This window comes from Micromonospora haikouensis (genome assembly GCF_000876225.1).
GTDB lineage: Bacteria > Actinomycetota > Actinomycetes > Mycobacteriales > Micromonosporaceae > Micromonospora > Micromonospora haikouensis.
Window position 1 is genome coordinate 1179749 of the sequence record NZ_JXSX01000001.1, and the last position, 25460, is coordinate 1205208.

The 25460-nt window shown below is 74.3% G+C and carries 31 protein-coding genes; 18 read left to right on the forward strand and 13 right to left on the reverse strand.

The window, feature by feature from the left end; all coding sequences use genetic code 11:
* Positions 1-22: 22 nt before the first annotated feature.
* Positions 23-400, forward strand: a complete 378-nt coding sequence (locus tag TK50_RS05345; RefSeq protein ID WP_043961720.1) for an NADH-quinone oxidoreductase subunit A — start codon at positions 23-25, stop codon at positions 398-400.
* Between the two features lie 60 nt (positions 401-460).
* Here the strand turns inward: TK50_RS05345 and folP are convergent, their stop codons facing one another.
* Positions 461-1330, reverse strand: a complete 870-nt coding sequence (gene folP, locus TK50_RS05350) for a dihydropteroate synthase (protein ID WP_043961721.1) — start codon at positions 1328-1330, stop codon at positions 461-463.
* Positions 1331-1565: 235 nt separating this feature from the next.
* On the opposite strand from folP, the gene TK50_RS05355 reads away from it, so the two are divergent.
* The 4 genes from TK50_RS05355 to TK50_RS05370 all read left to right on the forward strand — a co-directional run bounded on the left by TK50_RS05355 (position 1566) and on the right by TK50_RS05370 (position 4101).
* Positions 1566-2147, forward strand: coding sequence for a DivIVA domain-containing protein (locus TK50_RS05355; RefSeq protein WP_082106188.1), 582 nt, complete (start codon positions 1566-1568; stop codon positions 2145-2147).
* Positions 2144-2641: an SRPBCC family protein gene (locus TK50_RS05360; protein WP_043961722.1), complete on the forward strand. Its 498-nt coding sequence runs from the start codon at positions 2144-2146 to the stop codon at positions 2639-2641. Before TK50_RS05355 ends, TK50_RS05360 begins: the two co-directional genes overlap by 4 nt.
* A 168-nt stretch (positions 2642-2809) precedes the next feature.
* Positions 2810-3397, forward strand: a complete 588-nt coding sequence (locus tag TK50_RS05365; RefSeq protein ID WP_043961723.1) for a DNA-3-methyladenine glycosylase I — start codon at positions 2810-2812, stop codon at positions 3395-3397.
* Positions 3394-4101 (forward strand): hypothetical protein, encoded by a 708-nt coding sequence (locus tag TK50_RS05370; protein WP_043961724.1) that lies wholly within the window; start codon positions 3394-3396, stop codon positions 4099-4101. The genes TK50_RS05365 and TK50_RS05370 overlap by 4 nt, the downstream gene beginning before the upstream one ends.
* Positions 4102-4205: 104 nt before the next feature.
* Here TK50_RS05370 and TK50_RS05375 read toward each other — a convergent pair whose 3' ends face one another.
* Positions 4206-4997, reverse strand: coding sequence for an enoyl-CoA hydratase/isomerase family protein (locus TK50_RS05375; protein WP_043961725.1), 792 nt, complete (start codon positions 4995-4997; stop codon positions 4206-4208).
* Positions 4994-5812, reverse strand: a complete 819-nt coding sequence (locus TK50_RS05380; protein ID WP_043961726.1) for a PaaX family transcriptional regulator — start codon at positions 5810-5812, stop codon at positions 4994-4996. Before TK50_RS05380 ends, TK50_RS05375 begins: the two co-directional genes overlap by 4 nt.
* 190 nt (positions 5813-6002) lie before the next feature.
* Between TK50_RS05380 and TK50_RS32815 the strand changes: the two genes are divergently transcribed.
* The gene (locus TK50_RS32815) at positions 6003-6170 is read left to right on the forward strand and encodes a DUF3117 domain-containing protein (protein WP_007455245.1); all 168 of its coding nucleotides are present in this window, start codon (positions 6003-6005) and stop codon (positions 6168-6170) included.
* A 142-nt stretch (positions 6171-6312) separates the two neighbouring features.
* Positions 6313-7788, forward strand: coding sequence for a leucyl aminopeptidase family protein (locus TK50_RS05385; protein ID WP_043961727.1), 1476 nt, complete (start codon positions 6313-6315; stop codon positions 7786-7788).
* Between the two features lie 57 nt (positions 7789-7845).
* On the opposite strand, the gene TK50_RS05390 is transcribed toward TK50_RS05385, so the two are convergent.
* The gene (locus TK50_RS05390) at positions 7846-8496 is read right to left on the reverse strand and encodes an O-methyltransferase (protein WP_255378719.1); all 651 of its coding nucleotides are present in this window, start codon (positions 8494-8496) and stop codon (positions 7846-7848) included.
* A 256-nt stretch (positions 8497-8752) separates the two neighbouring features.
* Between TK50_RS05390 and TK50_RS05395 the strand changes: the two genes are divergently transcribed.
* Entirely contained in the window at positions 8753-10087 is a 1335-nt protein-coding gene (locus TK50_RS05395) for a S1C family serine protease (protein ID WP_043961729.1), read from the forward strand.
* A 72-nt stretch (positions 10088-10159) separates the two neighbouring features.
* Positions 10160-10588, forward strand: coding sequence for a twin-arginine translocase TatA/TatE family subunit (locus TK50_RS05400; RefSeq protein ID WP_043961730.1), 429 nt, complete (start codon positions 10160-10162; stop codon positions 10586-10588).
* Positions 10589-10924: 336 nt separating this feature from the next.
* On the opposite strand, the gene TK50_RS05405 is transcribed toward TK50_RS05400, so the two are convergent.
* The 3 genes from TK50_RS05405 to TK50_RS05415 all read right to left on the reverse strand — a co-directional run bounded on the left by TK50_RS05405 (position 10925) and on the right by TK50_RS05415 (position 14099).
* On the reverse strand, positions 10925-12073 hold the full coding sequence (locus TK50_RS05405; protein WP_043961731.1) for an Mrp/NBP35 family ATP-binding protein: 1149 nt from the start codon (positions 12071-12073) through the stop codon (positions 10925-10927).
* A 126-nt stretch (positions 12074-12199) separates the two neighbouring features.
* Positions 12200-12820 carry a DUF1003 domain-containing protein gene (locus TK50_RS05410; RefSeq protein WP_043961732.1) on the reverse strand — a complete coding sequence of 207 codons (621 nt, stop codon included), beginning with the start codon at positions 12818-12820 and terminating at the stop codon, positions 12200-12202.
* Positions 12813-14099 carry a magnesium transporter MgtE N-terminal domain-containing protein gene (locus TK50_RS05415; protein ID WP_043963906.1) on the reverse strand — a complete coding sequence of 429 codons (1287 nt, stop codon included), beginning with the start codon at positions 14097-14099 and terminating at the stop codon, positions 12813-12815. Before TK50_RS05415 ends, TK50_RS05410 begins: the two co-directional genes overlap by 8 nt.
* Before the next feature lie 33 nt (positions 14100-14132).
* Here TK50_RS05415 and TK50_RS05420 point away from each other — a divergent pair, with 33 nt between their 5' ends.
* Positions 14133-15002 (forward strand): PhzF family phenazine biosynthesis protein, encoded by an 870-nt coding sequence (locus TK50_RS05420; RefSeq protein WP_043961733.1) that lies wholly within the window; start codon positions 14133-14135, stop codon positions 15000-15002.
* Positions 15003-15065: 63 nt separating this feature from the next.
* Complete coding sequence (locus TK50_RS05425) at positions 15066-15599, forward strand: hypothetical protein (protein ID WP_144420167.1); 534 nt, start codon at positions 15066-15068, stop codon at positions 15597-15599.
* A gap of 20 nt (positions 15600-15619) precedes the next feature.
* Here TK50_RS05425 and TK50_RS05430 read toward each other — a convergent pair whose 3' ends face one another.
* Complete coding sequence (locus tag TK50_RS05430) at positions 15620-16318, reverse strand: HAD family hydrolase (RefSeq protein WP_043961735.1); 699 nt, start codon at positions 16316-16318, stop codon at positions 15620-15622.
* Between the two features lie 121 nt (positions 16319-16439).
* Here TK50_RS05430 and TK50_RS05435 point away from each other — a divergent pair, with 121 nt between their 5' ends.
* From TK50_RS05435 to TK50_RS05445, 3 genes are all read left to right on the forward strand, one after another.
* Positions 16440-17474: a DMT family transporter gene (locus tag TK50_RS05435; protein WP_043961737.1), complete on the forward strand. Its 1035-nt coding sequence runs from the start codon at positions 16440-16442 to the stop codon at positions 17472-17474.
* 218 nt (positions 17475-17692) lie between these two features.
* Positions 17693-18757 (forward strand): cobalamin-independent methionine synthase II family protein, encoded by a 1065-nt coding sequence (locus tag TK50_RS05440; RefSeq protein ID WP_043961738.1) that lies wholly within the window; start codon positions 17693-17695, stop codon positions 18755-18757.
* A 4-nt stretch (positions 18758-18761) separates the two neighbouring features.
* Positions 18762-18953: a hypothetical protein gene (locus TK50_RS05445; RefSeq protein ID WP_043961739.1), complete on the forward strand. Its 192-nt coding sequence runs from the start codon at positions 18762-18764 to the stop codon at positions 18951-18953.
* A gap of 50 nt (positions 18954-19003) precedes the next feature.
* Here TK50_RS05445 and TK50_RS05450 read toward each other — a convergent pair whose 3' ends face one another.
* Complete coding sequence (locus tag TK50_RS05450; protein WP_082106189.1) at positions 19004-19828, reverse strand: SDR family NAD(P)-dependent oxidoreductase; 825 nt, start codon at positions 19826-19828, stop codon at positions 19004-19006.
* A 124-nt stretch (positions 19829-19952) separates the two neighbouring features.
* Between TK50_RS05450 and TK50_RS05455 the strand changes: the two genes are divergently transcribed.
* The gene (locus tag TK50_RS05455; RefSeq protein WP_043961741.1) at positions 19953-20909 is read left to right on the forward strand and encodes an HpcH/HpaI aldolase/citrate lyase family protein; all 957 of its coding nucleotides are present in this window, start codon (positions 19953-19955) and stop codon (positions 20907-20909) included.
* A 68-nt stretch (positions 20910-20977) separates the two neighbouring features.
* On the opposite strand, the gene TK50_RS05460 is transcribed toward TK50_RS05455, so the two are convergent.
* On the reverse strand, positions 20978-21496 hold the full coding sequence (locus TK50_RS05460; RefSeq protein ID WP_043961742.1) for a DUF4190 domain-containing protein: 519 nt from the start codon (positions 21494-21496) through the stop codon (positions 20978-20980).
* A gap of 188 nt (positions 21497-21684) precedes the next feature.
* On the opposite strand from TK50_RS05460, the gene TK50_RS05465 reads away from it, so the two are divergent.
* Entirely contained in the window at positions 21685-22521 is an 837-nt protein-coding gene (locus tag TK50_RS05465; protein ID WP_374199730.1) for an SDR family NAD(P)-dependent oxidoreductase, read from the forward strand.
* Between the two features lie 12 nt (positions 22522-22533).
* Here the strand turns inward: TK50_RS05465 and TK50_RS05470 are convergent, their stop codons facing one another.
* Complete coding sequence (locus TK50_RS05470; protein WP_043961744.1) at positions 22534-22941, reverse strand: DUF4190 domain-containing protein; 408 nt, start codon at positions 22939-22941, stop codon at positions 22534-22536.
* A 181-nt stretch (positions 22942-23122) separates the two neighbouring features.
* On the opposite strand from TK50_RS05470, the gene TK50_RS05475 reads away from it, so the two are divergent.
* A complete protein-coding gene (locus tag TK50_RS05475) occupies positions 23123-24319 on the forward strand; it encodes an acyl-CoA dehydrogenase family protein (RefSeq protein WP_043961745.1) in 1197 nt (398 codons plus the stop codon).
* A 32-nt stretch (positions 24320-24351) separates the two neighbouring features.
* On the opposite strand, the gene TK50_RS05480 is transcribed toward TK50_RS05475, so the two are convergent.
* Both TK50_RS05480 and TK50_RS35370 read right to left on the reverse strand, forming a co-directional pair.
* Positions 24352-24759, reverse strand: a complete 408-nt coding sequence (locus tag TK50_RS05480) for a CoA-binding protein (protein WP_043961746.1) — start codon at positions 24757-24759, stop codon at positions 24352-24354.
* 94 nt (positions 24760-24853) lie between these two features.
* Complete coding sequence (locus TK50_RS35370) at positions 24854-24988, reverse strand: hypothetical protein (RefSeq protein WP_255700264.1); 135 nt, start codon at positions 24986-24988, stop codon at positions 24854-24856.
* 91 nt (positions 24989-25079) lie between these two features.
* Here TK50_RS35370 and TK50_RS05485 point away from each other — a divergent pair, with 91 nt between their 5' ends.
* Positions 25080-25460 carry a thiol-disulfide oxidoreductase DCC family protein gene (locus tag TK50_RS05485; RefSeq protein ID WP_043961747.1) on the forward strand — a complete coding sequence of 127 codons (381 nt, stop codon included), beginning with the start codon at positions 25080-25082 and terminating at the stop codon, positions 25458-25460.

The window sequence follows — 25460 nt, forward strand, 5'->3', positions numbered from 1 at the left end:
CGGCACGGTAGGCTGACCCACCGTGACCGGTTACCTGGGCTCGTACGCGACGCTCGGGCTCCTGCTGCTCGCCGCCGCCCTCTTCTTCGTCGTGGCGTTCGCCGCGAACCGGGTGCTGCGTCCCGCCCGTCCGGCGGACCCGCCGGGGAAGCGGGCCGGCTACGAGTGCGGCCTCGACCCGGTGGGCGGCGACTGGGCCCAGATGCAGATCCGCTACTACGTGTACGCCTACCTGTACGTGCTGTTCGCGGTCGAGGCGGTCTTCCTGTTCCCGTGGGCGGTGGTCTTCGACCGGCCCGGCTTCGGGCTCGTCACGGTCGCCGAGATGGGCGTCTTCGTGGGCGTGCTGGCGCTGGGCATCCTCTACGCCTGGCGCAAGAACATCCTCCGCTGGACCTGAACGCCGACGCCGGGCCTGGCCGACGGTGCGGCGGGCACCCGGGCGGGCCGGGGCCGACGGTCAGGCCAGCCCGCGGCGGGTGGCGGTCGGCGGGCGGTCGCCCCGGATCGACGCCACCATGTCCAGCACCCGCCGGGTGGGCCCCACCTGGTGGGCACGGAACACGCGTGCGCCCAGCCAGGCCGACAGCGCGGTCGCCGCGAGGGTCCCCTCCAGCCGTTCGGCCACGGGCAGGTCCAGCGTCTCGCCGATGAAGTCCTTGTTGGACAGGGCCACCAGCAGCGGCCAGCCGGTGGCGGAGAGCTCGTCGAGCCGGCGGGTGATCTCCAGGGAGTGCCGGGTGTTCTTGCCGAAGTCGTGCGCCGGGTCGATGAGGACGCCGTCGGGGCGTACCCCCAGGGCGACCGCGCGCTCGGCGAGGCCGGTGACCGTCGCGACCACGTCGGCCACCACGTCGGCGAACGCCGCCCGGTGCGGTCGGGTGCGCGGCTCCAGCCCGCCCGCGTGCGAGCAGACCAGCCCGGCCCCGGTCTCGGCCGCGACCCGGGCGAGCGCCGGGTCCGCCCCCGACCAGGTGTCGTTGAGCAGGTCGGCGCCGGCCGCGACCGCCTCCACCGCCACCTCGGCCCGCCAGGTGTCGATGGAGATGACCACGTCCGGGAAGGCGGCCCGCACGGCGGCGATCGTGTCCACCGTGCGGCGGATCTCCTCGGCCACGTCCACCTCGTCGCCGGGGCCTGCCTTGACCCCGCCGATGTCGATGATCTCCGCGCCCTCGGCCACCGCCCGCTCCACCGCGCGCAGCGCGCTGTCCTGCGCGAAGGTCGCCCCCCGGTCGAAGAACGAGTCGGGCGTGCGGTTGACGATGGCCATCACCACCAGCTCGCCCGGCGCGAAGGTCCGGCTTCCGAGCCGAAGCGCCCCGGCCATGTCGCCTCCCGATCTCCCGCAGCCGCCGATCCGTCGCGGCCACCGGTCTGTCGCGGCCGTCGATCCTTGCGGCCGCCGGTCTTCCGTAGCCGGCCGGGCGCCCCGGCCGCCTCCGACGCTAGCCGGTCGCCCGGTGGTCCTTCCTGGCGGTACGACGGCACAGATCCGCACCGATCTGTGGGAGGACCGCCCGGCGGGGTCGCTCCGGGCCCGTTCGCGTGCCACGATCTCTTGCATGGGTCAGGTGCTGCTCCTGCTGGTCGTCGCGCTCACCGTCGCGGCAGTGGTCTTCGGGGTGACGGTGCTGGTCACCGGCCGCGATCCCGGCCTCGCGCCGGTCGAGCCGGACGGGCGGGCCGTTCCGCTGCCGGTCAGCCGGCCGCTGCGTGAGTCCGACGTGGGCGACGTCCGTTTCGACACGGCGCCGCGCGGGTACCGGATGTCCCAGGTCGACCAGGCGATGCGCCGGGCGGCCTACGACATCGGGTACAAGTCCGAGCTGATCGGCGTGCTGGAGGCGGAGGTCACCGCGTTGCGCGAGGGACGGGTCGCCGACGCCGACGCGCTGCGGCACACCCGCGAGCAGGCGGCGGCTGCCGCCGCCGAGCAGGCAGCGGGGGCCGACGCCCCCACCGCCGCCGCAGCCCCCACCGCCGCAGCCGCTACCGGTGCGGCTGCCGCCGCCGACGCCCCCACCGGGGACGCCGCCCCGGCCGCCGTCCCCGCCACCGGAGCCGACCTCACGGTGACCGCCGCCGCCCCCGAGGCCGGCGACCGCGAGCCGACCGACCGCCCCGTCGGGTCGGAGCCGGCGTGACCGGCTCGGCGGACGCCGAGGGCCTCCGCGAGGCGGCCCAGCCCGGCGCCGGCGAGGTCACCGCCACGGTGATCGTCAACGCGCCGGCCGAGCGGGTGTTCGCCGGCCTGCTGGCCTGGGAGCGGCAGTCCGACTGGATCCCGTTCACCACCGTCCGGGTCGTCGAGGGCGACGGCGGCGAGGGCAGCCTCGTGGAGGCGGTCACCTCGCTCGGGCCGGCGGTCCTGCGCGACGAGATGCGGGTGGTCCGGGTCGACGCGCCGTACGAGATCGGCGTGGTGCACTGCGGTCGCCTGCTGCGCGGCCCCGGGGTGCTGCGCTGCACCCCGATCGAGGGCGGGCGCACCCAGGTCGTCTGGCACGAGTGGTTCCACGTGCCGGGCGGCGCGGCCGGGCGGGTGGCGTGGCCGGTGCTCTGGCCCGGCTCCAAGGTCAGCCTGACCCAGGCGCTGAGGAAGTTCGGCCGGCTGGTCGAGCAGGGTCGCCTGCCCTGACGGCCGCCACCGCGCCGCCCGGTGCGGGCGGGTGCGGGTCGGGCGCTGCCGGGTACGGCCGGGGCGTTACCGCCAGGTCGCCGACATGGTGGGGTCCCGAGGGGTCGGATACCGCCACCACGCCGGCACGCCCTTGCCCGGCCGGCGGCTCCGGCTAGCGTGTGAGCCGTGACTGACCTGGTGATCGGCGCGGACGGGCTGGCCCGCTGCGCGTGGGGGGCGAGCACCCCGGACTACGTCCCCTACCACGACCGGGAGTGGGGGCGACCCCTGCGCGGCGACGACGCGCTCTACGAGCGGATGACCCTGGAGGCGTTCCAGTCGGGCCTGTCCTGGCTGACCATCCTGCGCAAGCGCCCCTCGTTCCGGCTGGCCTTCGACGACTTCCGCATCGAGGCGGTGGCGGCCTACGGCGAGGCCGACGTGACCCGGCTGCTGGCCGACGCCGGCATCGTGCGCAACCGGGCCAAGGTCGAGGCGGCGATCGCCAACGCCCGGGCCGCCCTGGAGCTGCCCGAGGGGCTCTCCGCCCTGCTCTGGTCCTACGCGCCGCCGCCCCGGGCCGCCCGGCTGGCCTCGTTCGCCGAGGTTCCGGCGCTGACCCCGGAGTCGACGGCCCTGGCCAAGGCGCTGAAGAAGCGCGGGTTCCGGTTCGTCGGCCCCACCACGGCGTACGCGCTCATGCAGGCCACCGGCATGGTCGACGACCACCTGGCCGGCTGCCACGTCACCGACGTGATGGGATCGACCCCATGACCGACACCGACGACCGCCCCGACAGCACGGTCCCCGAGCGCCCCGACGGCACGGTCCCCGCCGGGCCCGACCCCGGGCGGGGCGCCGCCGCCTGGGCCGTGCTCCTCCCCCCGGGGCGCTACGACGCCGAGCGGCTCGTCCACCACGACACGCTGGAGCTGACCGGGCTGAACGGCGACGCCGCGGCCGGCGGTCCCGCCACCGGGGCCGGGGCCGCCACCGCCACCACCGGCCCCCGGCCGGGTGACGCCGTGGCCGTGCTGACCGAGGACCCGCTCCGGCTGGTGGCCCTCGGCCGGGTCGCCCGGGCCACCGCCGAGCGCCGCGAGGACCCCGACGACCCCCAGTCCGACCCGGCCTCTGGCGCGTTCGTGGTCGCGTACACCCGGCGGGTCTTCGACGAGCCGGTGCCGGCCGACGGGCTGGCGCTCGACGGGCCGGTCACCGCGCTGCCCGCCGACGCCTACCGGGCGCTGGTCGGGCGGCTCGGCCCGCCGCCGGCCCGCCGGTCCTGGCTGGTCAGCCTGGACCTCCCGATCGAGGCGGCCACGCCGGCGGAGGCCGTCCGGCTTTTCTGGTCCTACGTGCGCGACCTGGGCCCCCGCGAGCTGCCCGCCTTCGTCTCGCCGTCCGGCGACGAGCTGGCGATGCAGGCGTTCGTGCTGGGGGCCGAGGCCAACCAGGACCCGGAGGAGGACGACTGACCCGGCCCCGGCGACCCCGGCCGCGTCCCGGCTGCGTCCGACGGCGGGTGCGGCGGCCGAAGGCGGGCGAGCAGCGTGTTGACGAGCCCGCACCGGGCGCGGGTTCAGCGGCCCTCGAAGACGGGCTTCTGCTTGTTGACGAAGGCCAGGGTGGCGGCCCGGTGGTCGGCGGTGCCCCCGCAGATCGACTGGGCCTGCGCCTCGGCGGCCAGGGCGTCGGCGAGAGTGCCGGCGTCGGCGATGGAGAGCTGCCGCTTGATCGCCCCGTACGCGACGGTCGGGCCGGCGGCGAGCCGGGCGGCCAGCTCCTGCGCGGTCGGCAGCACCTGCTCGTCGTCGTCGAGCAGGCGGGTCAGCAGGCCCAGCCGGCTGGCCTCCTCGGCGGCGACCGGCTCGGCGAGCATCAGCAGCTCGACGGCCTTGGCGTGGCCGACCAGCCGGGGCAGCGTCCAGGAGGCGCCGGTGTCGGCGGCGAGCCCCACCCCGGCGAAGGCCATCAGGAACCGGGTCTTCGGCCCGCCGATGCGGAAGTCGGCCAGGAAGGCCAGCGACGCCCCGGCCCCGGCGGCCATCCCCCGCACGGCGGCCACCACCGGCTTCGGCAGGTTGGCCAGCCGGGCGGCGATCGGGTTGTAGTGGGCCCGGACGGTGTCCAGCGGGTTCGCGTCCGGCGACTCCAGGACCTGCACGTGCTCGCGCAGGTCCTGGCCGGCGCTGAACGAGCCGCCCGCCCCGGCCAGCACCACGGCCCGGCAGGACCGGTCGGCCTCCAGCTCGGCCAGGGCGTCCCGGAGCGCCTCCTTGAGCGCCACGTCGAGCGCGTTCATCGCGGTCGGGCGGTTGAGGGTCAGGGTGACGACGGCGTCGGTGCGGTCGACGAGCAGCGGCTCGGTCACGTCTTGACGACCCTTCTCTCACGGTTGGTGGCGTCGAGGCACTGCTCGACGTACCGGTCGGCGGCCGGCCGCAGCCGGGTCGCGTGTCGGTCGAAGAAACTGGCCGCGGCGGTGCCGGGCCAGCGCTCGGGCAGCAGCGCCGGGGGGAGCTGCGGGTCCCGGAACAGGAAAGTACGCCATGCGTGCACGAGCCGGAACCGGGCCGCGTACGCCTCCTCGTCGTCGCTGCGCACCGTGACGGCGGCCAGCAGCGGGCGCTGCTCGGCGACGAACTGCTCGTAGGCGTGGCCGATCTCGGTGAGGTCCCAGGCGCGGCGGACCACGCCCATCGCGCCCGGGGTGCCGGCGGCGTGCGCGGCGGTGAACCGCTCGTACCGCACACCGGCCTCTTCGAGCAGGACGTCGACGTCCTCCGCCGGCCGGGTGGCCACCCAGGTCTGCTCGTCGAGGGCGCCGTAGCCGAGGAAGCTCAGGTTGGCGGCGAGCCGCTGCCGCTCCCGGCGGGAGGCGGGGCTGTCCAGGACGAGCATGTCGAACCGTCCGTCCCAGCTGATCCGACCGGTCCGGTAGATCCGGGCGGCCGCCTCGTCGAGTCGTCGTGCGGCTTTCGGTGTGATCGAATAGCCCGGCCCCGAGGCCAGCCGGAGCGGGTCGAGCCAGCCCTGGCGGACCATCCGGCTGACCGCCGTGCGCACCGCCGGTGGGGCGATCCCGAGCGGCGCGAGCAACTTGACCAGGGCGGCGACCGGCGCGCGGCCACCCCGGGGTCGGAGGTGGTCGCCGTACAGGTCGAAGAGTGCCGACCGTGCCTGCATGACCGCACATTGTGACAGGCCTTCTCAAGATAAGCTAGGTCCTGTTACATCAATGCCTCTTCGGTTTGGGTCCGGCGGTGTTCATCAGGGAAAATCGTTGGTCGACACCGCCGTGCACGTCGCGGTGGGTGATGGCGAAGAGGCTGTGGGGCAACCCACCGACCCTGTTGCAGGTCTGAGGGGAGACAACATGGCGGCGATGAAGCCGCGGACGGGCGACGGTCCGCTGGAAGTCACCAAGGAGGGCCGGGGCATCGTCATGCGGGTCCCGCTGGAGGGTGGTGGCCGGCTCGTCGTCGAGATGACTCCCGACGAGGCCAACGCGCTCGGTGACGCACTGAAGGCAGCCGCCGGCTGACCGAGGCACGGTCCGCGCGGCGCTCGTCGCGCGGGCGGTTCACACCTCCCTGAGCCACCGGCCCCGCCGGTGGCTCAGGGCTTCACCCTGGGCCCGGGGCGCGTCCGGGCCCTCTTCCGACCCATCTGGAGGTCGTTCCAGCGTGCTTGCCATCCGCCTGGTGGGTGGGCCCGAGCGGTCCGAGGCCCTGGCCCTGCCCATCCGACCCGCCGGCACGGCCGAGGACGGCGCGCAGGGGGCGACGGTGCTGCCCGGCCTGCCGGCGCTCGCCGACGACGTGCTGGCCGAGGCCGCCGCCCTGGCCCCGGCGGCCCGGGCCACCGGGCGGGCCGGCGAGGTGCACGTCCACCTGCGGCCGGGACGGGTCCCGGCGCGGTTGCTGCTGGTCGGCGCGGGCGACGGCGACGAGTCCGGATGGCGGGCGGCGGGGGCCGCGCTGGCCCGGTCGGCGTCCGGTGAGACACATCTCACGATCATGATGCCGGTCGATGTCGAGCCCGACGCGGTGCGCGGCCTCGTCGAGGGGCTGCTGCTGGCGTCGTACCGTTTCCGGCTCACCGAGGCCGGCGAGTCCCCGGCGCTGGCCGGCGTCGACGTCGCCGTCGGTGACCCGACCGCGTACGCGGACGTGGTCGAACGGGCCGAGGTCACCGCCCGGATGACCCGCCTGGCCCGGGACCTGACCAACACCCCGTCCTCCGTGAAGAACCCGCAGTGGTTCGCCGAGCAGGTCGAGGCCGCCGTGGCCGACCGACCCGACCTGCGGCTGCGGGTCCGGCAGCCCGACGAACTGGCCGCCGAGGGCTTCGGCGGCATCCTCGCCGTTGGCGGCGGCTCCGCCAGCGGCCCGCGCCTGGTCGAGCTGGACTGGCACCCCGCCGACGCGCGCACCCACGTCGTCCTGGTCGGCAAGGGGATCACCTTCGACACCGGCGGCATCTCCATCAAGCCGGTGCCCGCCATGAAGCTGATGCGCAAGGACATGGCCGGGGCCGCCGCCGTCGTGGCCGCCACGCTGGGCGCGGCCGCGCTGCGGCTGCCGGTCCGGATCACCACCCTGGCGCCGCTGGCGGAGAACGCGGTCAGCGGGTCGGCGTTCCGCCCCGGCGACGTCATCACCCACTACGGCGGCGTGACCAGCGAGACCACCAATTCCGACGCCGAGGGGCGGCTGGTGCTCGCCGACGCGCTGGCGTACGCCGTCGCCGAGCTCAAGCCCGATCTGCTGATCGACCTGGCGACGCTGACCGGGGCGAACATGGTGGCGCTCGGCAAGCGCACCGGCGCGCTCTACTCCGACAACGACGAACTGGCCGCCGACGTGCTGGCCGCGATCGACGCGGCCGGCGAGTCGGCCTGGCGGATGCCGCTGCCGGCCGACTACGTCGAATACCTGGGCAGCGACGTGGCCGACCTCTACAGCGCCCCGAACCAGGGCGGCGGGTCGGTGCTGGCCGCGCTCTACCTGCGTGAGTTCACCGGCGACCTGCGGCAGCGCTGGCTGCACGTCGACATGTCCGCGCCCTCGTGGGCCGACGGCGACGCCGCCGAGCTGACCCGCGGCGCCACCGGCTGGGGGGTGCGCGGCCTGCTGCGCTGGCTGGCCACGCTCGGGTGACGTGTGCCTCCCCGGCGGCGGGGGCGGCTCAGGGCTTCGCGCGGCGGGCGGCGTGACTCAGCACTTCACGGCGGCGAGCAGGCCGTGACCGACCGGGAGCAGCGCCGGCGTCCAGTCCTCGGACTCCCGGAGCGCCTTGATCGTCTCCCGGGTGGTCACCGTCTCCACGTCCCGGGCCGCCGGGTCGCCGATCCGGCCGTCGGCCAGCGTGCCGTGCAGGGCGAGCACCCCGCCGCGGCGCAGCAGCCGCAGCGCCGCGGCCACGCAGGAGCTGAAGTTGGTGGCCTCGGTGTCGACGAAGACCATGTCGTACGCGCCGTCGGCGAGCCGGGGCAGCACCTCCAGCGCCCGCCCGGTGATGATGCGGGTGCGCCCGGAGGGGAAGCCCGCCTCGGCGAAGATCCGACGGGCGATCCGCTGGTGCTCCACCTCGACGTCGATGGTGGTGAGGACGCCGTCGGCGCGCATTCCCCGCAGCAACCACACGCCGCTCACGCCGGTGCCGGTGCCGATCTCGACCACCGCCCGCGCGCTCCCGGCGGCGGCGAGCAGCCGCAGGGCCGCCCCCGTGCCCGGGGTCACCGCGTCGAGGCCCACCTCGCGGGCGAGGCTGCGAGCGGTCCGCAGCACGAGGTCCTCGGTGACGTACGACTCGGCGAACTGCGACGCCGGGGTCGTCGAGCTGCCGGAACTGGCGGCCGTGGCGATGGGACACCTCCGTCGGGGGCGGGTTGGCGGGTATGAGCCTAGAGGCGGGGGCGAACGGGCGCAGCCGCGAGTCCGGTGCCCGACGATCACGGTGGAACGTGCCCGATCGGGCGGTTCCCACCGGGCGGTCACGCACCGCAACCGCTGACTGCACTCGCGGCATTCGTGTAATCCTGGATGCGGTATCCCCGTCGTCGGACCGGCCAGCCCTGCCGGCCCGGGGCGAGGGGGCCGGGGACGACTGGGAGGCACCGACGTGACCGACGGCTGGGACTGGCGCCAGCCCGGGGAAGCTCCGACTCCGGCGGCACCGCCGGGGGCCGGTGCGCCGCCGGCCGGGCCGCCGACGGCGCCCGACGGCGTCCACCAGGGTTCCGCGACCTCGCCCTGGTGGTCCGACGCGCTCGCCGACCCGTGGCGCGACCCGTACGCCCCGGCGGCGGTGGTGGTGCCCGGCCCCGTCGACGGTGCCGCGGAGCCGGAGCCGGTCGTCGACCCGGACGCGCCGGGCCGGCCGACGCTGCGCCAACTGCTGCTCATCCCGCTGATCACCGCGCTGCTCGCCGGGACCCTCGGCGGTGCCCTGGGGTACGCCTTCGCGGTGCGCGGCGGCGCGGCGGGCGGCCCGGTGCTCGGTGCCGGTTCCGCCGAGGCCCCGGCGCTGGCCCAGCGCAAGCCGGAGTCGCTGGCCGGGGTAGCCCAACGCGTCCTGCCCAGCGTGGTCACCGTCCGGGTGGCCAGCCTGGGCGGGACGAGCGAGGGTTCCGGCTTCATCGTCAGCGCCGACGGCTACGTGATCACCAACGACCACGTCGTCGCCGGGGGCACCGGCAAGGCGTCGGTGGTGTTCAACGACGGCAGCACCGCCGCCGCCAGCGTCGTCGGCCAGGACCCGGAGTCCGACATCGCGGTGATCAAGGTGGCCTCCGCCACAAACCTGCGGCCGGTGGAGTTCGGTGACTCCGACGCCCTCGCCGTCGGCGACCCGGTGCTGGCCATCGGCTCGCCGCTGTCCCTGGCCAACACGGTGACCGCCGGCATCGTGAGCGCCCTGGACCGGACGATGCAGGCGGGCGACCCGGGCGGGCCGACCCGCTACTACGCGGCCATCCAGACCGACGCCGCGGTCAACCACGGCAACTCCGGCGGCCCGCTGGTGGACTCGGCCGGCCGGGTGATCGGGGTGAACTCGACGATCAAGTCGCTGGTGGCCGACGGGCAGGAGGCCGGCAACATCGGGCTCGCCTTTGCCATCCCGATCAACCAGGCGAAGCGGGTCACCCAGGACATCATCGGCACCGGCAAGGCCCGCCGTACGGTGATCGGCGCCCAGGTCGGCGGCACCGGCGCGGCCAGCGGCGGCACCGGCGGCGTACGCCTGGCGTCGGTGGAGCCGTCGGGCCCGGCGGCCGGGGCCGGGCTGCGGGCGGGGGACGTGATCCTGCGGCTCGCCGGCCGCCCGATGACCGACCCGACCGACCTGATCGCCCTGGTACGCAAGTTCGCGCCGGGGTCCGTGGTGACCGTGGAGTACCGGCGCGGTTCGAGCCGGCAGAACGCCTCGGTGACGCTTGCCGCGGACGTCAAGTGAGACCCACCGGCCCCTCCCCGAGGAGCCTTCACCTGCGTACGCTTGGCCTGATGCCCACGAGGAGGCCCAGCAGTGTTCGAGAACCTCAACTGGTGGGAGATCGCCGCGCTGCTGCTCCTGGCGCTGCTGATCTTCGGTGACCGGCTGCCCAACGTGATCAGCGACGGGCTGCGCATGGTCCGTAACCTGCGCGCCATGGCCCGCAACGCGACCGGCGACCTGAGCCGTGAGCTGGGCACCGACATCCAGCTGGAGGACCTGCACCCGAAGGCGTTCATCCGCAAGCACCTGCTGAGCGAGGAGGACGAGCAGGCGATCCGGAAGCCGCTGCAGGGCGTCTACGACAGCCTCCGCGCGGACGTCACCGCCGTGCACGACGACCTGAAGGACGTGGCCAAGGCGGTCGACCTGAAGTCGACGGCCCCGGGCGGCGCGGTCACGGCCACCTCCGGCGGCACGGCCCCGGCCCCCCGCACGGCCAGCTACGACGACGCCACCTGACCCCGCGCCTTCGTCGCTGGTGGGGCGCGCCTCCCGGTCGGAACCCCGCCCCCGGCCTCCGGCCCGCGTGGCGGCCGATGCACAGGTCGGCGCATAGGGAGCTGAGTCAGATACGACATCACCGCCCTGCCGCCGGGACCGGGTGATCAGGAGGATCGTGCCGGCGTTCCGCCGGTCGACCCACGCTGTCCCGGTGAGATCGGCTGATGTCGTATTCGACTCAGCTCCCTATGCGGCGAGACGAGTCATCCCGCCGGGAGCGCCGAGGGGCCGGCCCGCCGGGTGGCCATCGCCACCGGCGGAAACGGCGGGCCATCAGCGGCCAGCGGCCCGCCGTCAGCGGCCCGCCGGCTTCAGGCCGAGGGGCTTACCGAGCAGCGACTCCCGCCGCACCGCGAGCCGGTCGGCGACCTGACCGAGGGCCTTCGCAGCCGGCGAATCCGGCTCGGCCAGCACGATCGGGTTGCCGGCGTCGCCGGCCTCCCGGACCCGGGTGTCCAGCGGGATCTGCCCGAGCAGCGGCACCTGCGCCCCGATCGTCCGGGTCAGCGACTCGGCCACGGTCGTGCCGCCGCCGGAGCCGAAGACCTCCATCCGGGAGCCGTCCGGCAGCTCCAGCCACGACATGTTCTCGATCACGCCGACCACCCGCTGGTGCGTCTGGAGGGCGATCGCGCCGGCCCGCTCGGCCACCTCGGCGGCGGCGGCCTGCGGCGTGGTGACCACCAGGATCTCGGCGTTCGGCAGCAGCTGGGCCAGCGAGATGGCCACGTCGCCGGTGCCCGGGGGCAGGTCGAGCAGGAGCACGTCCAGGTCGCCCCAGTAGACGTCGGCGAGGAACTGCTGCAACGCCCGGTGCAGCATCGGGCCGCGCCACACCACGGCCGCGTTGCCCGAGGTGAACATGCCGATCGAGATCACCTTCACGCCGTGCGCCTGCGGCGGCATGATCAGGTCCTCCACCCGGGTCGGGCGACCGTCCGCGCCGAGCATCCGGGGCACCGAGTGGCCGTAGATGTCCGCGTCGACCACGCCCACGTTGAGGCCCCGGGCGGCCAGCGCGGCGGCCAGGTTCACCGTGACGCTGGACTTGCCGACGCCGCCCTTGCCGCTGGCGACCGCGTACACGCGGGTGCGGGAGCCGGGCTGGGCGAACGGGATCACCGGCTCCTCGGTGGCGGAACCGCCGCGCAGCTTCGCCTGGAGGCCCTGGCGCTGCTCGGGGCTCATCACCCCGAACTCGATCTCCACCCCGGTCACCCCGGGCACCGCGCCCACGGCGGCGGTGATGTCGGCGCGCAGCTTGTCCTTCAACGGGCAGCCGGCCACGGTGAGCAGCAGCTCGACCCGGACCACGCCGTCGTCGCCGATCTGGGCGGAGCGGACCATGCCGAGGTCGGTGATGGGCCGGCGGATCTCCGGGTCGTCGACGGTGGCCAGGGAGGCCTGGACGGCGTCCTCGACGGTGCTGACGGGTGCTGACATGCCCGCAATGCTACGTCGGGGGCGATAGGTGCCGGCCGTCGGCGGGCCCCGGTGTGAGCGAATCGATGGCCCACCCGGCCTGGTCAGCGCGCCCACCAGCCCTGGTCACCATGCCCGGCAGGCTGGTCAGCGCCCGCCGGCCGACCCCTCCGGCCGGCCGCCCCGGGCGAAGTCGCCGTCCAGCTCGTCGAGGGGCTCGTCGAGGTGCGCCCCACCCCCGCGCGGCGGCGGGCGCTCCTGCTGCCGGCGCTCCAGCTTCTGCCGGCGCTGGGCGGCCTCGTCCAGCTCCTCGGCCAGCCGGGCCAGCTCCGAGCGGAGGAAGTCCCGCGTCGCCACCTCGCCCAGCGCGATCCGCAGCGCCGCGACCTCCCGGGCCAGGTATTCGGTGTCCGCCTTCTGCATGGTCGCGCGCCGCCGGTCCTCCTCCAGCGCCACCCGGTCCCGGTCCGTCTGCCGGTTCTGCGCGAGCAGGATCAGCGGCGCCGCGTAGGACGCCTGGAGGGAGAGCACCAGGGTCAGGAACGTGAAGGTGTACGGGTCGAAGCGCAGGTCCGCCGGGGCCAGGGTGTTCCAGCCGAACCAGGCGGCGATCACCACCGTCATGTAGACGATGAAGTTCGCCGTGCCCATGCCCCGGGCGATCCCCTCGGACCACCGGCCGAACGCCTCCGGGTCGAACCGGGGCAGCTTCACGCCCCGGGGCTCGCGCGGCTGGTCAAGCCGCTCCGCCCGCCGCTGCTCACTCATCGGCGCCGTCCAGCACCTCGTGCACGGGCGCGGGGGCGGTCGGGGCGTCCCGGTCCCGCCAGTCGCGCGGCAGCGAGTGGTCCAGCACGTCGTCGACGGTCACCGCGCCGACGAGCCGGTTGTTGCGGTCCACCACCGGCATGGCGACCAGATCGTACGTGGCCATCCGGCGGGTGATCTCCGGCAGCGGGGTGGCCGGGCGCAGCGGGTCGATGTCGTTGACCACCACCCCGCCGAGCAGGTCGGCCGGTGGCTCCCGCAGCAGCCGCTGGAAGTGCACCATGCCCAGGTAGCGGCCGGTCGGGGTGGTCAGCGGCGCACGGGTCACGAAGACCTGCGCGGCCACGGCCGGGGAGAGCTGCTCCTCCCGGATCCGGGCCAGCGCCTCGGCGACCGTGGCGTCCGGCGGGAGGATCACCGGCTCGGAGGTCATCACGCTGCCCGCCGTGCCCGACGAGTATTTCAGCAGCTGACGGACCGGGTCGGCCTCGCCGGGCTCCATCAGGTCCAGCAGCACGTCCTGCTCGGTCGGGGGAAGCTCGTTGAGCAGGTCGGCGGCGTCGTCCGGGTCCATCTCCTCCAGCACGTCAGCGGCCCGCTCCCGGTCCAGCGCGGCGAGGATCTCCACCTGGTCGTGCTCGGGCAGCTCGCTGAGCACGTCGGCCAGCCGCTCGTCGTCCAGTGCCGCCGCCACCTCGTTGCGCCGGGTGTCCGGCAGATCCTGCAGGGCGTTGGCCAGGTCGGCCGGGCGCATGTCCTCCAGGACGGCGAGCAGGTTCGCCGTACCCCGGTTCTCGCCGATGCCGCTGAGGCCGCGCACCCGGTCCCACTCGACCTGGTGCAGGTGGCCGCGGCGGGTGAGCCGACCGGTGTGCTCGCGGACGGCGACGCGGGCCAGCGACCACTCGCCGCCCCGGCTGCACTCCATGGCCACGTCGACCACCGACCCGGGCTGGCCGCCCGGGTCGAGCTGCACGCGCCGGTCCAGCAGCTCCTGGAGCACCAGCAGCTCGTTGGGGCGCTTCTCGAACCGGCGCAGGTTGAGCGTGCCGCTGCCGAGCACCACCGCATCGGCGTCGATGGTGGTGATCCGGTTGATGGACAGGAAGATCCGCCGGCGCATCGGCATCTCGGCGACCAGACCCACCACCTCCGGCGGGCGCTGGGTGGGCCGGAGCCGGGCCACCGCGTCGCGCACCCGACCCACCTGGTCGCCGTTCGGGTCGAAGACGGCGACTCCGGCGAGTCGGGCGATGTAGACCCGGTTCGGCGTGCTCACGGGCACCAGCCTAAGCGCCTACTGTTTATCAACATGTCGACCTTGGCCTACGAGATCGTGGACGTCTTCACCGACCGCCCGTTCGCCGGCAACCCGCTTGCCGTCGTGTTCGGCGCCGAGGGGCTGGCCACCGAACAGATGCAGTCGCTCGCGTTGGAGTTCAACCTGTCCGAGACGGTGTTCGTGCTGCCGCCGACCCAGGTCGGGGCCACCTACCGGGCGCGGATCTTCACTCCCACCGACGAGCTGCCGTTCGCCGGCCATCCCAGCGTCGGCGCGGCGGTGACCGCGAGTCGCCGGGGCCTGTTCGGCGTGGGGCAGATCACCCAGGAGTGCGGGGCCGGGGTGCTGCCGATCGAGGTCACCGCGCACGGCGCGACGCTGACCGGCGGCGTGCCGACGCTCGGGCCCGAGCTGGACCTGGAGCCGCTGCTGGAGATGGCCGGCCTCACCGCCGCCGACCATGCCGGCCCACCGCCCCGGGTCGCCGGGTGCGGGCTGGAGTTCCCGTACCTGCCGGTGCGGCCGGACGCGGTGGCCCGCGCCCGGGTCGACCCGGCGGCGGCGCAGCGGTACGGCCTCGAACACATCAGCGTCTTCTCCTGGGACGCCGACTCGCAAACCGCGCACGCCCGGGTCTTCGTCCCCGGGCACGGCGTGCCGGAGGACCCGGCGACCGGCTCGGCCGCCCTCGGGCTCGGCGTGTGGCTGGTCGCCAGCGGGCTGCTCCCCGGCGAGGGGCGCTCCTCCTACACCGTCCGGCAGGGCGCCGAGCTGCGCCGCCCGTCCCTGCTGGCGTGCACGGTCACCGCGGCCGGCGGTGCGGCGGTCGGCGCGACGGTGCGCGGCGACGTGATGCCGGTGGCGCGCGGCGAGATCGCCGTCCCGCCCTTCGTCGGCTGAGCCGCCCCGCCGGGGCGCAGGGAAGGTCCGGGCGTCGCCGTACGCTCGCGCGGGCCGGTGGGCATGCGGGAGGATGCCGGGGTGACTGACGAGGTGGACGGGCGGCTCGGCACGGCCCTGGTCGACGAGGCGGTGAAGAAGGCCGCCGTCGCCTGGGTGGGCGTCGCGGGCGGGCCGGCGCGGGCGCTGTGGTGCGTACCGTCGGAGGGGTCGCTCCTGGTCGTGAGCGGCCCCGGCGAGCAGGCCGCGCCCGGGCTCGCGGAGGCGGCCGAGGCGCAGGTGACGCTGCGCGGCGACCACGGCGGCCGGATCGTCACCTGGCCGGCCCGGGTGACCCGGCTGGCCCCGGGCACCGAGGAGTGGACGGCCCTGGCCCCGGCGGTCGCCGCCAAGCGGCTCAACGCCCCCGGTTCCGCGGCCGACCTGGTGCAGCGGTGGGCCGCCGACGGCTGCGCCCTGGTCCGGCTCACCCCGGCCGGCGAACCGGCCGCCGGCGACCGGTTGCCGGACGCCTCGCTGGCGGAGCCGCCCCGGGCGACCCCGGTGGTCCGGGCCACCCGCCGACCGTTCCGGCTGCACCGCGTCCGCCGCCGCTGACCGGCCCGCCGCAGGTCGGGTCAGGCCGGCACGGCGACCGGGTCCACCAGATCGAGGACGTCGCTCAGCGAGCCCAGCTCCGGCCCGTCCCAGGCCGGCTCGGCGTTGAAGACCATGTGCTCGGCGAGGTCCGGGGCGGTCAGCCGCACCGCCGTCATGCCGGCCCGCCGCGCGCCGGTGAGCTCCTGGCTGCCGCCGTCGCCGACGTACAGGCAGTCGCCCGGGGACAGCCCGAGCGGGCCGCACGCCGACAGGTAGAGCGCCGGGTCGGGCTTGCAGCGGCCGAGCTGCACCGAGAAGACCCGCACGTCGAGCAGCGGGGCCACGGCCAGCTGCGGCAGGAACTCCGGCAGCTCGTGGGTGCAGTCGCTGACCAGGCCGGTGCGTACGCCCGCCGCGCGCAGCGCCGTCAGCACGGGCACCGCCTCGTCGCGCAGCCGGGTGTCCGCGCGGACCGCCCGCTGCCGGGAGGCGACGGCCGCGCGCAGCGCGCTCTCCGGCGGGTGTACGCCCGCCTGCGCGCACACCCAGCGCAGGGTCGCCACGGCGTCGCCGAACCGCCCGCTGGCCCGCTGGTAGTAGCTGCGGTCGAGCACGTCGACGAGCGCGTCGACCGGGCAGCCGAGCAGCTCGGCGGTGGACCGGTGGGCCGCACCGCGTTGCACGCAACGGGTGAGCGTGCCGAAGAAGTCGAACAGCACCGCACGAAAAACGGGCATGGGGGAGTGCCTCCGGACGTCGAGGGGGAGGGTCGCCGGCGGAATGCGACGATCGTAATCGAACGCTGACGTTCTGTGGTGGCGGGTGGTCGGCGCGATGCTCGTGTAAGGATTGCTTCCCGTGCCCGTCCCTCACCACCACCGCCCGGTGGGCCCGCTGACCGGCGGGGTCCTCGCCCTGGCCGTCCTCGCGGTCTCGTCGTCCGCGCCGCTGGTCGCCTTCGCCGCCGCGCCCGCCCTGGCGATCGCCTTCTGGCGCAACCTGCTCGCCGTCGGGGTGCTGGGCCCGTTCGCGCTGGCCCGGCGGCGGGCGGAGTTCCGGGCGCTGGCGCGGTCGGGCACGGGCCGCGACGGGCCGGTGGGCACGGGCCGCGACGGGCGCGCACCGGCGGTTGCCGGCCGGCGCGAGGGCTGGTTGTGCGTGCTGTCGGGGGTGGCGCTGGCCGCCCACTTCGCCACCTGGATGCCGAGCGTCCAGCTCACCTCGGTCGCCGCCGCCGTCGCCCTGGTCGCCACCCAGCCGGCCTGGCAGGGGCTGATCGCCCGGGGCCAGGGCCGGCGGCTACCGCCGGCCGTCTGGGTGGGCATCGCGGTGGCGGTCGCCGGGGCGGTGCTCGCCTCCGGGGCCGACTTCGCCGTCTCCGGCCGGGCGTTCGCCGGTGACCTGCTCGCGGTGGCCGGCGGCCTGTTCGCGGCGGTCTACACCGCCCTCGGGGAACGGGCCCGGGTCACCGTCAGCACCACCACCTACACCACCATCTGCTACGGGGTGTGCGCGCTGATCCTGCTGGTCGTCTGCCTGGTCGGCGGCGTGCCGCTGGGCGGCTACGACACCGGCACCTGGCTGGCGATCCTCGGCCTGGTGGCCGGGGCGCAGCTGCTCGGCCACTCGATGTTCAACTACGCGCTGCGGCGGGTCTCCGCGACCACGGTCAGCATGCTGATCCTGCTGGAGGCGCCCGGGGCGGCCCTGATCGCCTGGGCCTGGCTCGGCCAGCTGCCCCGGGTCGGCGCGCTGCCAGGGCTCGCGTTGATCCTGGCCGGCGTCACGGTGGTGGTGCTCGGCGGGTCCCGCGCCGGCCGCCGCACCGTCCCCGCCCCGAGCTTGGCCGACGCCATCCCGCCCGGCGGGGCCCGCGCGACGCGGCCGAGCTGACCGGCGTACGCTGCCCGACCCCGCGATCGGCTGACCGGCCTGATGCCCCCCTCCTCGCACGCCCCGCCCGGCGTCTGAACCGGTGAGAAGGGCGACTGACCAGGACCGCGCCCGGGCTCAACACCCACCTGCGCACCGACCTGGGGTCATCGACGCTCTTCACACGGCGGTCGCCTGCTGCCATTGATCGGTAACAGTATTCTTATTACGTTACCTACATGGTGATTCCCTCCGAACCAATCGGCAGCATCCCCCGTCCCGCATCGCTCCTTGCCGGGCTGGACGACCATGCCGCCGGTCGCATCGGACCAGAGCAACTTCAGGATCTCTGCGACGCCGCCCTTCGCGACACAATCTCTCGTTTCGAGGCGACCGGCTCCTCGGTGATCACGGATGGTGAGCAGACCAAGCCAAGCTTCGCCACCTACCCATTGCAGGGCTTGACCATGCTTGCCCCCGATGGTGCGGTCATCCCGTTCGCCGATGGACACACCCGACAGCTTCCACGCCTCACAGCCGGACCCTTCCGGTACGGAGTCCGCTCCGCGACGTACGTGACCGCGGCTCGGGCGTTGACGACCAGCCAGGTGAAGCAGGCTGTCATTGCTCCCTCGGCGCTGAGCCTGCTGTATCCGACCGGCGGTATCGCCGGATACTCCCGGGAGGAATTTCTCGCCGACCTGATGGACGAGGCAGAAGCCGACATCCGGGGAGCGCTCGATGCCGGCGCGGCCTCAGTGCAGGTCGATTTCACGGAGGGACGGCTGTCGCTCAAACTTGACCCGTCAGGCGGTGTGCTCAGGTCGTTCATCGAACTCAACAACGCCGTACTTGACCGTTTCAGCGAGGCCGAACGGGCCAGGATCGGGGTGCATACCTGTCCGGGTGGCGATCAGGATTCGACGCACAGCGCCGACATCGACTACGCCGACCTGCTGCCGAGCCTGCTCCAGCTACCTGTCGGCACATTTTACATTCAGCTCGCCAGCGAACCCGACCCCGAACGGGTGCTGGAGATCGTCGCCGATCACGCACGACCTAGTCAGCGGATCTTCGTCGGCGTCACCGACCCGATCAACCCCATCGTCGAAACACCCGAGCAGGTATGCGACCGGGTACTGCTCGCGGCCCGCTACCTGGGCACCGACCGCCTGGGCACCTGCGACGACTGTGGCTTCTCGCCGTTCGGTGACGATGTGTCCACCTCCCGCGACACCGCCTTCGCCAAGATCAAAGCCCGCATCGAGGGAACGGCCCTCGCGGCGGCCGCGCTCGGCGGCTAGTGCTTTGGCCACGGTTGCCTGGACCGCCGCCGACGTCGCGCTCGACGGCGGGGTCCGCCCGGCCGGACCGCCAGACTTCGGCACGCTGCCGCCGTGGCTGATCGCGCTGGGGCTGCTCGGGGCGCTGGTCGTGGCCGCCCCGGCGTGGGCGCTGCGCCGCCTGCTGCTGCGCCACCGACGTGCCCGGCTGCCCTGACCGTTACCCGGACGCCCGGTGGTCAGCCGGCCGGACCGGGCCGGACGCCGTCACGGCTCGATGCCGACCGCCTTCGCGCTGGCTTCCCAGAGCCGGGCGGCGAGCTGCGGGTCGGTGGCCTTGCGCAGCGGTCGGCGGGGTCGACGGTCGGCGTAGTAGCCGCCGTCGACCAGCCGGGCAGGATCCTGGTTGGCCAGCCAGACCAGGGTCTCCGCGCCCTTCTCCGGGCTGCGGAACGGCATGATCCGCATGCCGAGGGCGACCAGCCGGCTGTCCGCGCCGAACCGGGTCCGCACCACGCCCGGGTGGAAGCAGTACGCCGGGATTTCCGGCCAGCGTCGGGCCGCCTCGCCGGTGAACAGGATGTTCGCCTGCTTGCTGGTGCCGTACGCGCGCATCGAGCGGTAGCCGCGCAGGGCGGCGTTGAGGTCGTCAGGGTCGAGGACGCCGCTGCGGTGCGCGCCGGAGGCGGTCACCACCAGCCGGCCCACCCGGTCCCGCAGCAGGGTGCTGAGCAGGAACGGCGCGAGGTGGTTGGCCTGCATGGACAGCTCGAACCCGTCGACCGTGGTCGCCGGGCGCAGCACGATCGCGCCGGCGTTGTTGGCCAGCACGTCGATCCGGTCGTACGCGGCGCGCAGCCGCTCGGCGAGCCCCCGCACGTCGTCGAGGACCGCGTAGTCGGCCCGGAACAGCTCGGGCCGCTCGCCGCTGGCCTCCCGCACCCGCTCGCCCGCGGCCTGGAGCCGGGCCGGGTCCCGCCCGACCAGCACCACCCGGTCGCCCCGGCGGGCCAGCTCCACCGCGGCGGCGAGGCCGATGCCGGAGCTGGCGCCCGTCACCACCACGGTCCGTCGCCCCGTGAGATCCTCCACAGGCCCATTCACCCCAGTCACGGCACGAGGTTACCGTGGCGTCACAAGCACCTTTGTGATCGTTCAGTAATCCGCTTGCCGAACAGGTGGCGTCGGCCCGCCCGCCGCGCCGGAAGGAGGCCCCATGACCGCCGCCGGTCGTCCCCGCCGGTCCTGCCTCGCCGTGCCGGGCTCCAGCGTCAAGATGCTCGGCAAGGCCCAGGGCCTCCCCGCCGACCAGGTCTTCCTCGACCTGGAGGACGCCGTCGCCCCGCTGGCCAAGCCGGACGCGCGCAAGAACATCGTGGCCGCCCTCAACGAGGGCGACTGGGCCGGCAAGACCCGGGTGGTCCGGGTCAACGACCTGACCACCCCGTGGACGTACCGGGACGTGATCGACGTCGTGGAGGGGGCCGGCGCGCACCTGGACTGCGTCATGCTGCCCAAGGTGCAGGACGCCGCCCAGGTGCAGTGGTTGGACCTGACGCTCACCCAGCTGGAGAAGACCCTCGGCCTGCCGGTCGGCCGGATCGGCATCGAGGCGCAGATCGAGAACGCGGCCGGGCTGGTCAACATCGACGCCATCGCCGCCGCCTCGCCCCGCGTCGAGACGATCATCTTCGGCCCGGCCGACTTCATGGCCTCGATCAACATGAGGTCGCTGGTGGTCGGCGGGCTCATGCCGGACTACCCGGGCGACCCCTACCACTACATCCTGATGCGCATCCTGATGGCCGCCCGGATGCACGACCTGCAGGCCATCGACGGCCCGTTCCTGCAGATCCGGGACACCGACGCGTTCCGCGAGGTGGCGAAGCGCTCGGCCGCCCTGGGCTTCGACGGCAAGTGGGTGCTGCACCCCGGCCAGATCGACGCCGCCAACGAGGTCTACTCGCCGGCCCAGGCCGACTACGACCACGCCGAGCTGATCCTCGACGCGTACGAGCACTACACCTCGGAGGCCGGCGGCCGGCTCGGCGCGGTCATGCTCGGCGACGAGATGATCGACGAGGCGTCCCGCAAGATGGCCCTCGTGATCGCCGCCAAGGGCCGGGCGGCCGGCATGACCCGCACGTCGCGCTTCACGCCGCCCGCCGAGTGACCCGACACCCCGTGAGCTGAGAACCGGCGGGCTGCGGTGCCGCCCCGGTCGGGGCGGCACCGGGCCGGTCAGTAGTTGTAGTCGCCGCTGCCGGAATCGCCCGTGCTGATGGCGATGACGATCAGCACCACGTAGAAGAGGATCGCCAGCACCAGCAGGCCGGTCAGGATCCAGCCGACGATGATGGCCGCCTTCGCCATTCCCTCGCCGCCCTCGCCCGTCTCGCGGATCTGCTTGCGGGCCACGTGCCCGAGGATCGCGCCGATCGGCGCGGTGATGCAGGAGCCGATGCCGACGAGGGCGAGCACCAGCGCCGCGATCGCCATCCCGTTGGTCCTCGGCGGCGGCGGGTACCCGTACCCCGGGTAGCCCGCCGCCGGGTAGCCGGCCGGGGCGTAGCCGGGCGCGGCGTAGGGGTCGGCGACCGGCGCGGCCTGCTCCATCTTCATCCCCGCGTACGGGTCGGCCGGCGCGTACGGGTCGCCGCCGGTCGGCTGCCCGCTCGTCGGCAGCGTCGGGTCGACCGGCGGCGTGGACGGCTGGGACCAGGGGTCGCTCGGACCGTCAGCCGGTGGGGGGTAGGTCATGGGTTCTCTCCGCGTCTCGTCGAGGGTGCGCGGTCAGGGTAGCCAGGACCACCCAAAACGCGGCGTCCGTCACCGGGTGCCGCGTTGCCCGGAGCAGGGCGAACCGGCAGGATCGCGGCATGGCAATCGACGCGCGCGCCGCGGACCGCTCCGGCAGCCGACCACGACGGGACGTGAGCCGCCCGGGCATGGCCCGGCGCAGCCGCCCCACCAGCGGGGCCGGCCCGGCCGACGAGGACGCCCCGGTGGCGCTGCCGGAGCCGGTCACCATGCGGCTCGACGGCCGGGTCGCCCTGGTCACGGGTGCCGGCAGCCCCGACGGCATCGGGTACGCCACCGCCCGCCGCCTGGCGGATCTGGGGGCCCGGGTGGCCATCGTCTCCACCACCCGGCGCATCCACGAGCGGGCCGGCGAGCTGGGGGTGACCGGGTTCGTCGCCGATCTCACCGACGAGTCGGAGGTCGGCGCGCTCGCCGACGCGGTGGCCGAGCAGCTCGGCGACGTCGAGGTGCTGGTCAACAACGCCGGCCTGGCGAGCCGGGCCAGCCCGGAGGTGCTGCGCCCGGTGGCCCAGCTCAGCTACGACGAGTGGCGCGGCGAGATCGACCGGAACCTGACTACGGCGTTCCTGTGCAGTCGGGCGTTCATCGGTGGGATGGCCGAGCGCGGCTGGGGGCGGATCGTCAACCTGGCGGCCACGGCCGGTCCGGTGAACGCCCTGCCCACCGAGGCGGCGTACGCGGCGGCGAAGGCGGGCGTGGTGGGGCTGACCCGGGCGCTGGCGATGGAGATGATCGCCGACGGGGTGACGGTGAACTCGGTGGCCCCCGGCACCATCCACACCGCCGCGTCCACGGTGGCGGAGATCCGGCAGGGCCTCGGCACGCCGGTGGGCCGCCCCGGCACCCCGGACGAGGTGGCCGCCGCGATCGCCTTCCTCTGCTCGCCGGCCGCGTCGTACATCACGGGGCAGATGCTGGTGGTCGACGGCGGCAACAGCGTCCGGGAGGCGCAGTTCCGCTGACCGCGTCCGGGCTCAGTTGTAGGAGCTGCCGTCCATGGAGCCGCCCCAGAAGGCCAGCCCGATCCAGCCGCAGCAGGCGATCAGGCCGATCACGGTGAAGACGTAGCTGAGGATCAGGCCCCACGTGGCGAGCTGGTCGCCGTCCTCGCCGGTGCGCCGGATCTGCCGCTTGGCCACGTGGCCGAGCACGATGCCGGCGGGCGCGAAGACGAACGCGAAGACCAGCGACAGCACGGCGAGGACGTTGGTGCCCCGTCCCTGACCGGGAGGCGGGCCGTACTGGCCCTGCCCCGGCGGGCCGTACTGCCCGTAGCCCGGGGGCGGGCCGCCGTACTGGCCGGGCGGCGGCGGCTCGTACTGGCCGGGCGGCGGCTCGTACGGGGATGGCGGTTCGTCCGGCTCGCGCGGTGGATAACTCATCCGGCACCTCCCGCTACCCGTCGTGACCTGGCCCATTGCGGACGCTACCCGCAGCGGTGAACCTTTTCACAGCGCTTGGGTGGACTGGTCGCCTTGGCCTCGCCGGCCCGGCGGGTCGATACTTACCGGGCGTTCAGTTACCCACGAGTAACGCGTCGATGAGTGATCCCCGGAGGCTGAGATGGCCAGACTCGCCCAGACGCCCGGCCTGACCGACGTGCAGCGGTCGATCCTGGAGACCGTCCGCGAGTTCGCCGACCGGGAGATCATCCCGCACGCGCAGCGGCTGGAGCACGCCGACGAGTACCCCACCGACATCCTCGACGGGATGCGCGAGATGGGGCTGTTCGGCCTCACCGTCGCCGAGGAGTACGGCGGCCTGGGCGAGTCCCTGCTGACCTACGCCCTGGTGGTCGAGGAGCTGTCCCGGGGCTGGATGTCGATCTCCGGCATCGTCAACACGCATTTCATCGTGGCGTACCTGATCTCGCAGCACGGCTCCGCCGAGCAGCGGGCCCGGCTGCTGCCGAAGATGGCCACCGGCGAGGTGCGCGGCGCGTTCTCCATGTCGGAGCCCGAGTGCGGCTCGGACGTCTCGGCGATCAGGTCCAAGGCGGTCCGCGACGGCGACACCTACGTCCTGAATGGCCAGAAGATGTGGCTGACCAACGGCGCGTACTCCTCGGTGGTCGCCACGCTGGTCAAGACCGACACCGGGGCCGACTCGGTCTACGGCAACATGAGCACCTTCCTGCTGGAGAAGGAGCCCGGCTTCGGCGAGACCGCGCCCGGCCTCACCATCCCCGGCAGGATCGACAAGATGGGCTACAAGGGCGTCGAGACCACCGAGATGGTGCTCGACGGCGTCGCCGTCCCCGCCTCCGCCGTGCTCGGCGGCGAGGGGCAGGTCGGCCGGGGCTTCTACCAGATGATGGACGGCATCGAGGTCGGCCGCGTCAACGTCGCCGCCCGCGCCTGCGGCATCTCCATCCGCGCGTTCGAGTTGGCCGTCGCGTACGCCCAGCAGCGCAGGACCTTCGGCCAGCCGCTCGCGAAGCACCAGGCGATCGCGTTCAAGCTCGCCGAGATGGGCACGAAGATCGAGGCCGCGCACGCCCTCATGGTCAACGCCGCCCGGCTCAAGGACGCCGGCCAGCGCAACGACGTCGAGGCCGGGATGGCCAAGCTGCTCGCCTCCGAATACTGCGCCGAGGTCGTCCAGGAGGCGTTCCGCATCCACGGCGGCTACGGCTACTCCAAGGAATACGAGATCGAGCGGCTGATGCGGGAGGCCCCGTTCCTGCTCATCGGCGAGGGCACCTCGGAGATCCAGAAGACCATCATCTCCCGCGGCCTCCTGCGCGACTACAAGCTCTGACGGCGCACGGAAGGGCCCCTGCGAACCGCCGGCTAGCCGAGGCGCGTCAGGTCGGCGGCGGCCCGCTCGATGATCAGGCAGCGGTCCTCGACGTAGTCGACGCCGGCCTCCTCGGCGATCCGCCGCGCCTCCGGCGAGACGATCCCGAGCTGCAACCAGACCGCGGGCGCGCCGATCGCCACCGCCTCGCGGACCACCCCGACGGCGTCGCGGGCCGGGCGGAACACGTCCACCAGGTCCACCGGGTGCGGGATGTCGGCCAGCGACGCGTACGCCCGCTCGCCGAACAGCTCGTCGACCGTCGGGTTGACCGGGATGATGCGCCAGCCGTACCGCTGCATCTGTGCCGGCACCCGGTGCGCGGCCTTGCCGGGGTCGCGGGACGCGCCCACGACGGCGATCACGGCGGAGTCGGCGAGGATCTGCTGGGCGCTGCGCATCCCGCGACTCTAGCCCGGCGCCCGGCTCGGAGCAGGCCGCGCCGGTCTCCCGGGAGGCGGTGGACGCAGGCATGCGAGCGGCCCCGAGTGGAGGTCATCCCGCGAAGCCGGGCGTGTCGAAGGTGCGGGTGACCGCGCCGGGCAGCGCCAGCGGCAGGGGTGGAGCCGCCGGCGCTGCCCGCTCGGAACCGGCCTCGTCCGGGGGAGCGGAGAGGTTGTCCCAGCGCATGGACCCCATTCGAACACGCGTACGAACGAAGTGCAAGTGACGTGCCGGACACCGGCGCACGGCGGGACGGGCGCCGGGGGAGGATGGGGGCATGGAGAGGTCGACCTTCGTCTACGACGGCGACTGCGCGTTCTGCACGAAGTGCGCGGAGTTCATCGAGCGCCGCATCCCCACCCGGGCGCGGGTGCTGCCCTGGCAGTTCGCGGACCTCGACGCGCTGGGCCTGACGGAGGCCGAGTGCACCGAGGCCGTGCAGTGGGTCGGCGCGGACGGCTCCCGGGCCGCCGGGCCGGACGCGATCGCGCGGCTGCTCGGCGACAGCGGGCCCCTGTGGCGGGTCGCCGGGGCGGGGCTGCGCTTCCCGCCCGCCCGCGCGGCGGCCTGGCCCGCGTACCGCTGGGTGGCCCGCAACCGGCACCGGCTGCCGGGCGGCACGGCCGCCTGCGCCGTGCCCTCGGCCCAGCGGGACTGA

Bases quoted from the DNA above. Each gene is read 5' to 3' on its own strand.
- TK50_RS05455 (WP_043961741.1), top strand. From the start codon at position 19,953: ATGACCGCCGCCGGTCGTCCCCGCCGGTCCTGCCTCGCCGTGCCGGGC.
- TK50_RS32815 (WP_007455245.1), top strand. From the start codon at position 6,003: ATGGCGGCGATGAAGCCGCGGACGGGCGACGGTCCGCTGGAAGTCACC.
- TK50_RS05405 (WP_043961731.1), bottom strand. From the start codon at position 12,073: ATGTCAGCACCCGTCAGCACCGTCGAGGACGCCGTCCAGGCCTCCCTG.
- TK50_RS05460 (WP_043961742.1), bottom strand. From the start codon at position 21,496: ATGACCTACCCCCCACCGGCTGACGGTCCGAGCGACCCCTGGTCCCAG.
- TK50_RS05355 (WP_082106188.1), top strand. From the start codon at position 1,566: ATGGGTCAGGTGCTGCTCCTGCTGGTCGTCGCGCTCACCGTCGCGGCA.
- TK50_RS05370 (WP_043961724.1), top strand. From the start codon at position 3,394: ATGACCGACACCGACGACCGCCCCGACAGCACGGTCCCCGAGCGCCCC.
- TK50_RS05485 (WP_043961747.1), top strand. From the start codon at position 25,080: ATGGAGAGGTCGACCTTCGTCTACGACGGCGACTGCGCGTTCTGCACG.
- TK50_RS05410 (WP_043961732.1), bottom strand. From the start codon at position 12,820: ATGAGTGAGCAGCGGCGGGCGGAGCGGCTTGACCAGCCGCGCGAGCCC.
- TK50_RS05420 (WP_043961733.1), top strand. From the start codon at position 14,133: ATGTCGACCTTGGCCTACGAGATCGTGGACGTCTTCACCGACCGCCCG.
- TK50_RS05470 (WP_043961744.1), bottom strand. From the start codon at position 22,941: ATGAGTTATCCACCGCGCGAGCCGGACGAACCGCCATCCCCGTACGAG.
- folP (WP_043961721.1), bottom strand. From the start codon at position 1,330: ATGGCCGGGGCGCTTCGGCTCGGAAGCCGGACCTTCGCGCCGGGCGAG.
- TK50_RS05480 (WP_043961746.1), bottom strand. From the start codon at position 24,759: ATGCGCAGCGCCCAGCAGATCCTCGCCGACTCCGCCGTGATCGCCGTC.
- TK50_RS05440 (WP_043961738.1), top strand. From the start codon at position 17,693: ATGGTGATTCCCTCCGAACCAATCGGCAGCATCCCCCGTCCCGCATCG.
- TK50_RS05465 (WP_374199730.1), top strand. From the start codon at position 21,685: ATGGCCCGGCGCAGCCGCCCCACCAGCGGGGCCGGCCCGGCCGACGAG.
- TK50_RS05475 (WP_043961745.1), top strand. From the start codon at position 23,123: ATGGCCAGACTCGCCCAGACGCCCGGCCTGACCGACGTGCAGCGGTCG.
- TK50_RS05425 (WP_144420167.1), top strand. From the start codon at position 15,066: ATGCGGGAGGATGCCGGGGTGACTGACGAGGTGGACGGGCGGCTCGGC.
- TK50_RS05430 (WP_043961735.1), bottom strand. From the start codon at position 16,318: ATGCCCGTTTTTCGTGCGGTGCTGTTCGACTTCTTCGGCACGCTCACC.
- TK50_RS05380 (WP_043961726.1), bottom strand. From the start codon at position 5,812: ATGCAGGCACGGTCGGCACTCTTCGACCTGTACGGCGACCACCTCCGA.
- TK50_RS35370 (WP_255700264.1), bottom strand. From the start codon at position 24,988: ATGCGCTGGGACAACCTCTCCGCTCCCCCGGACGAGGCCGGTTCCGAG.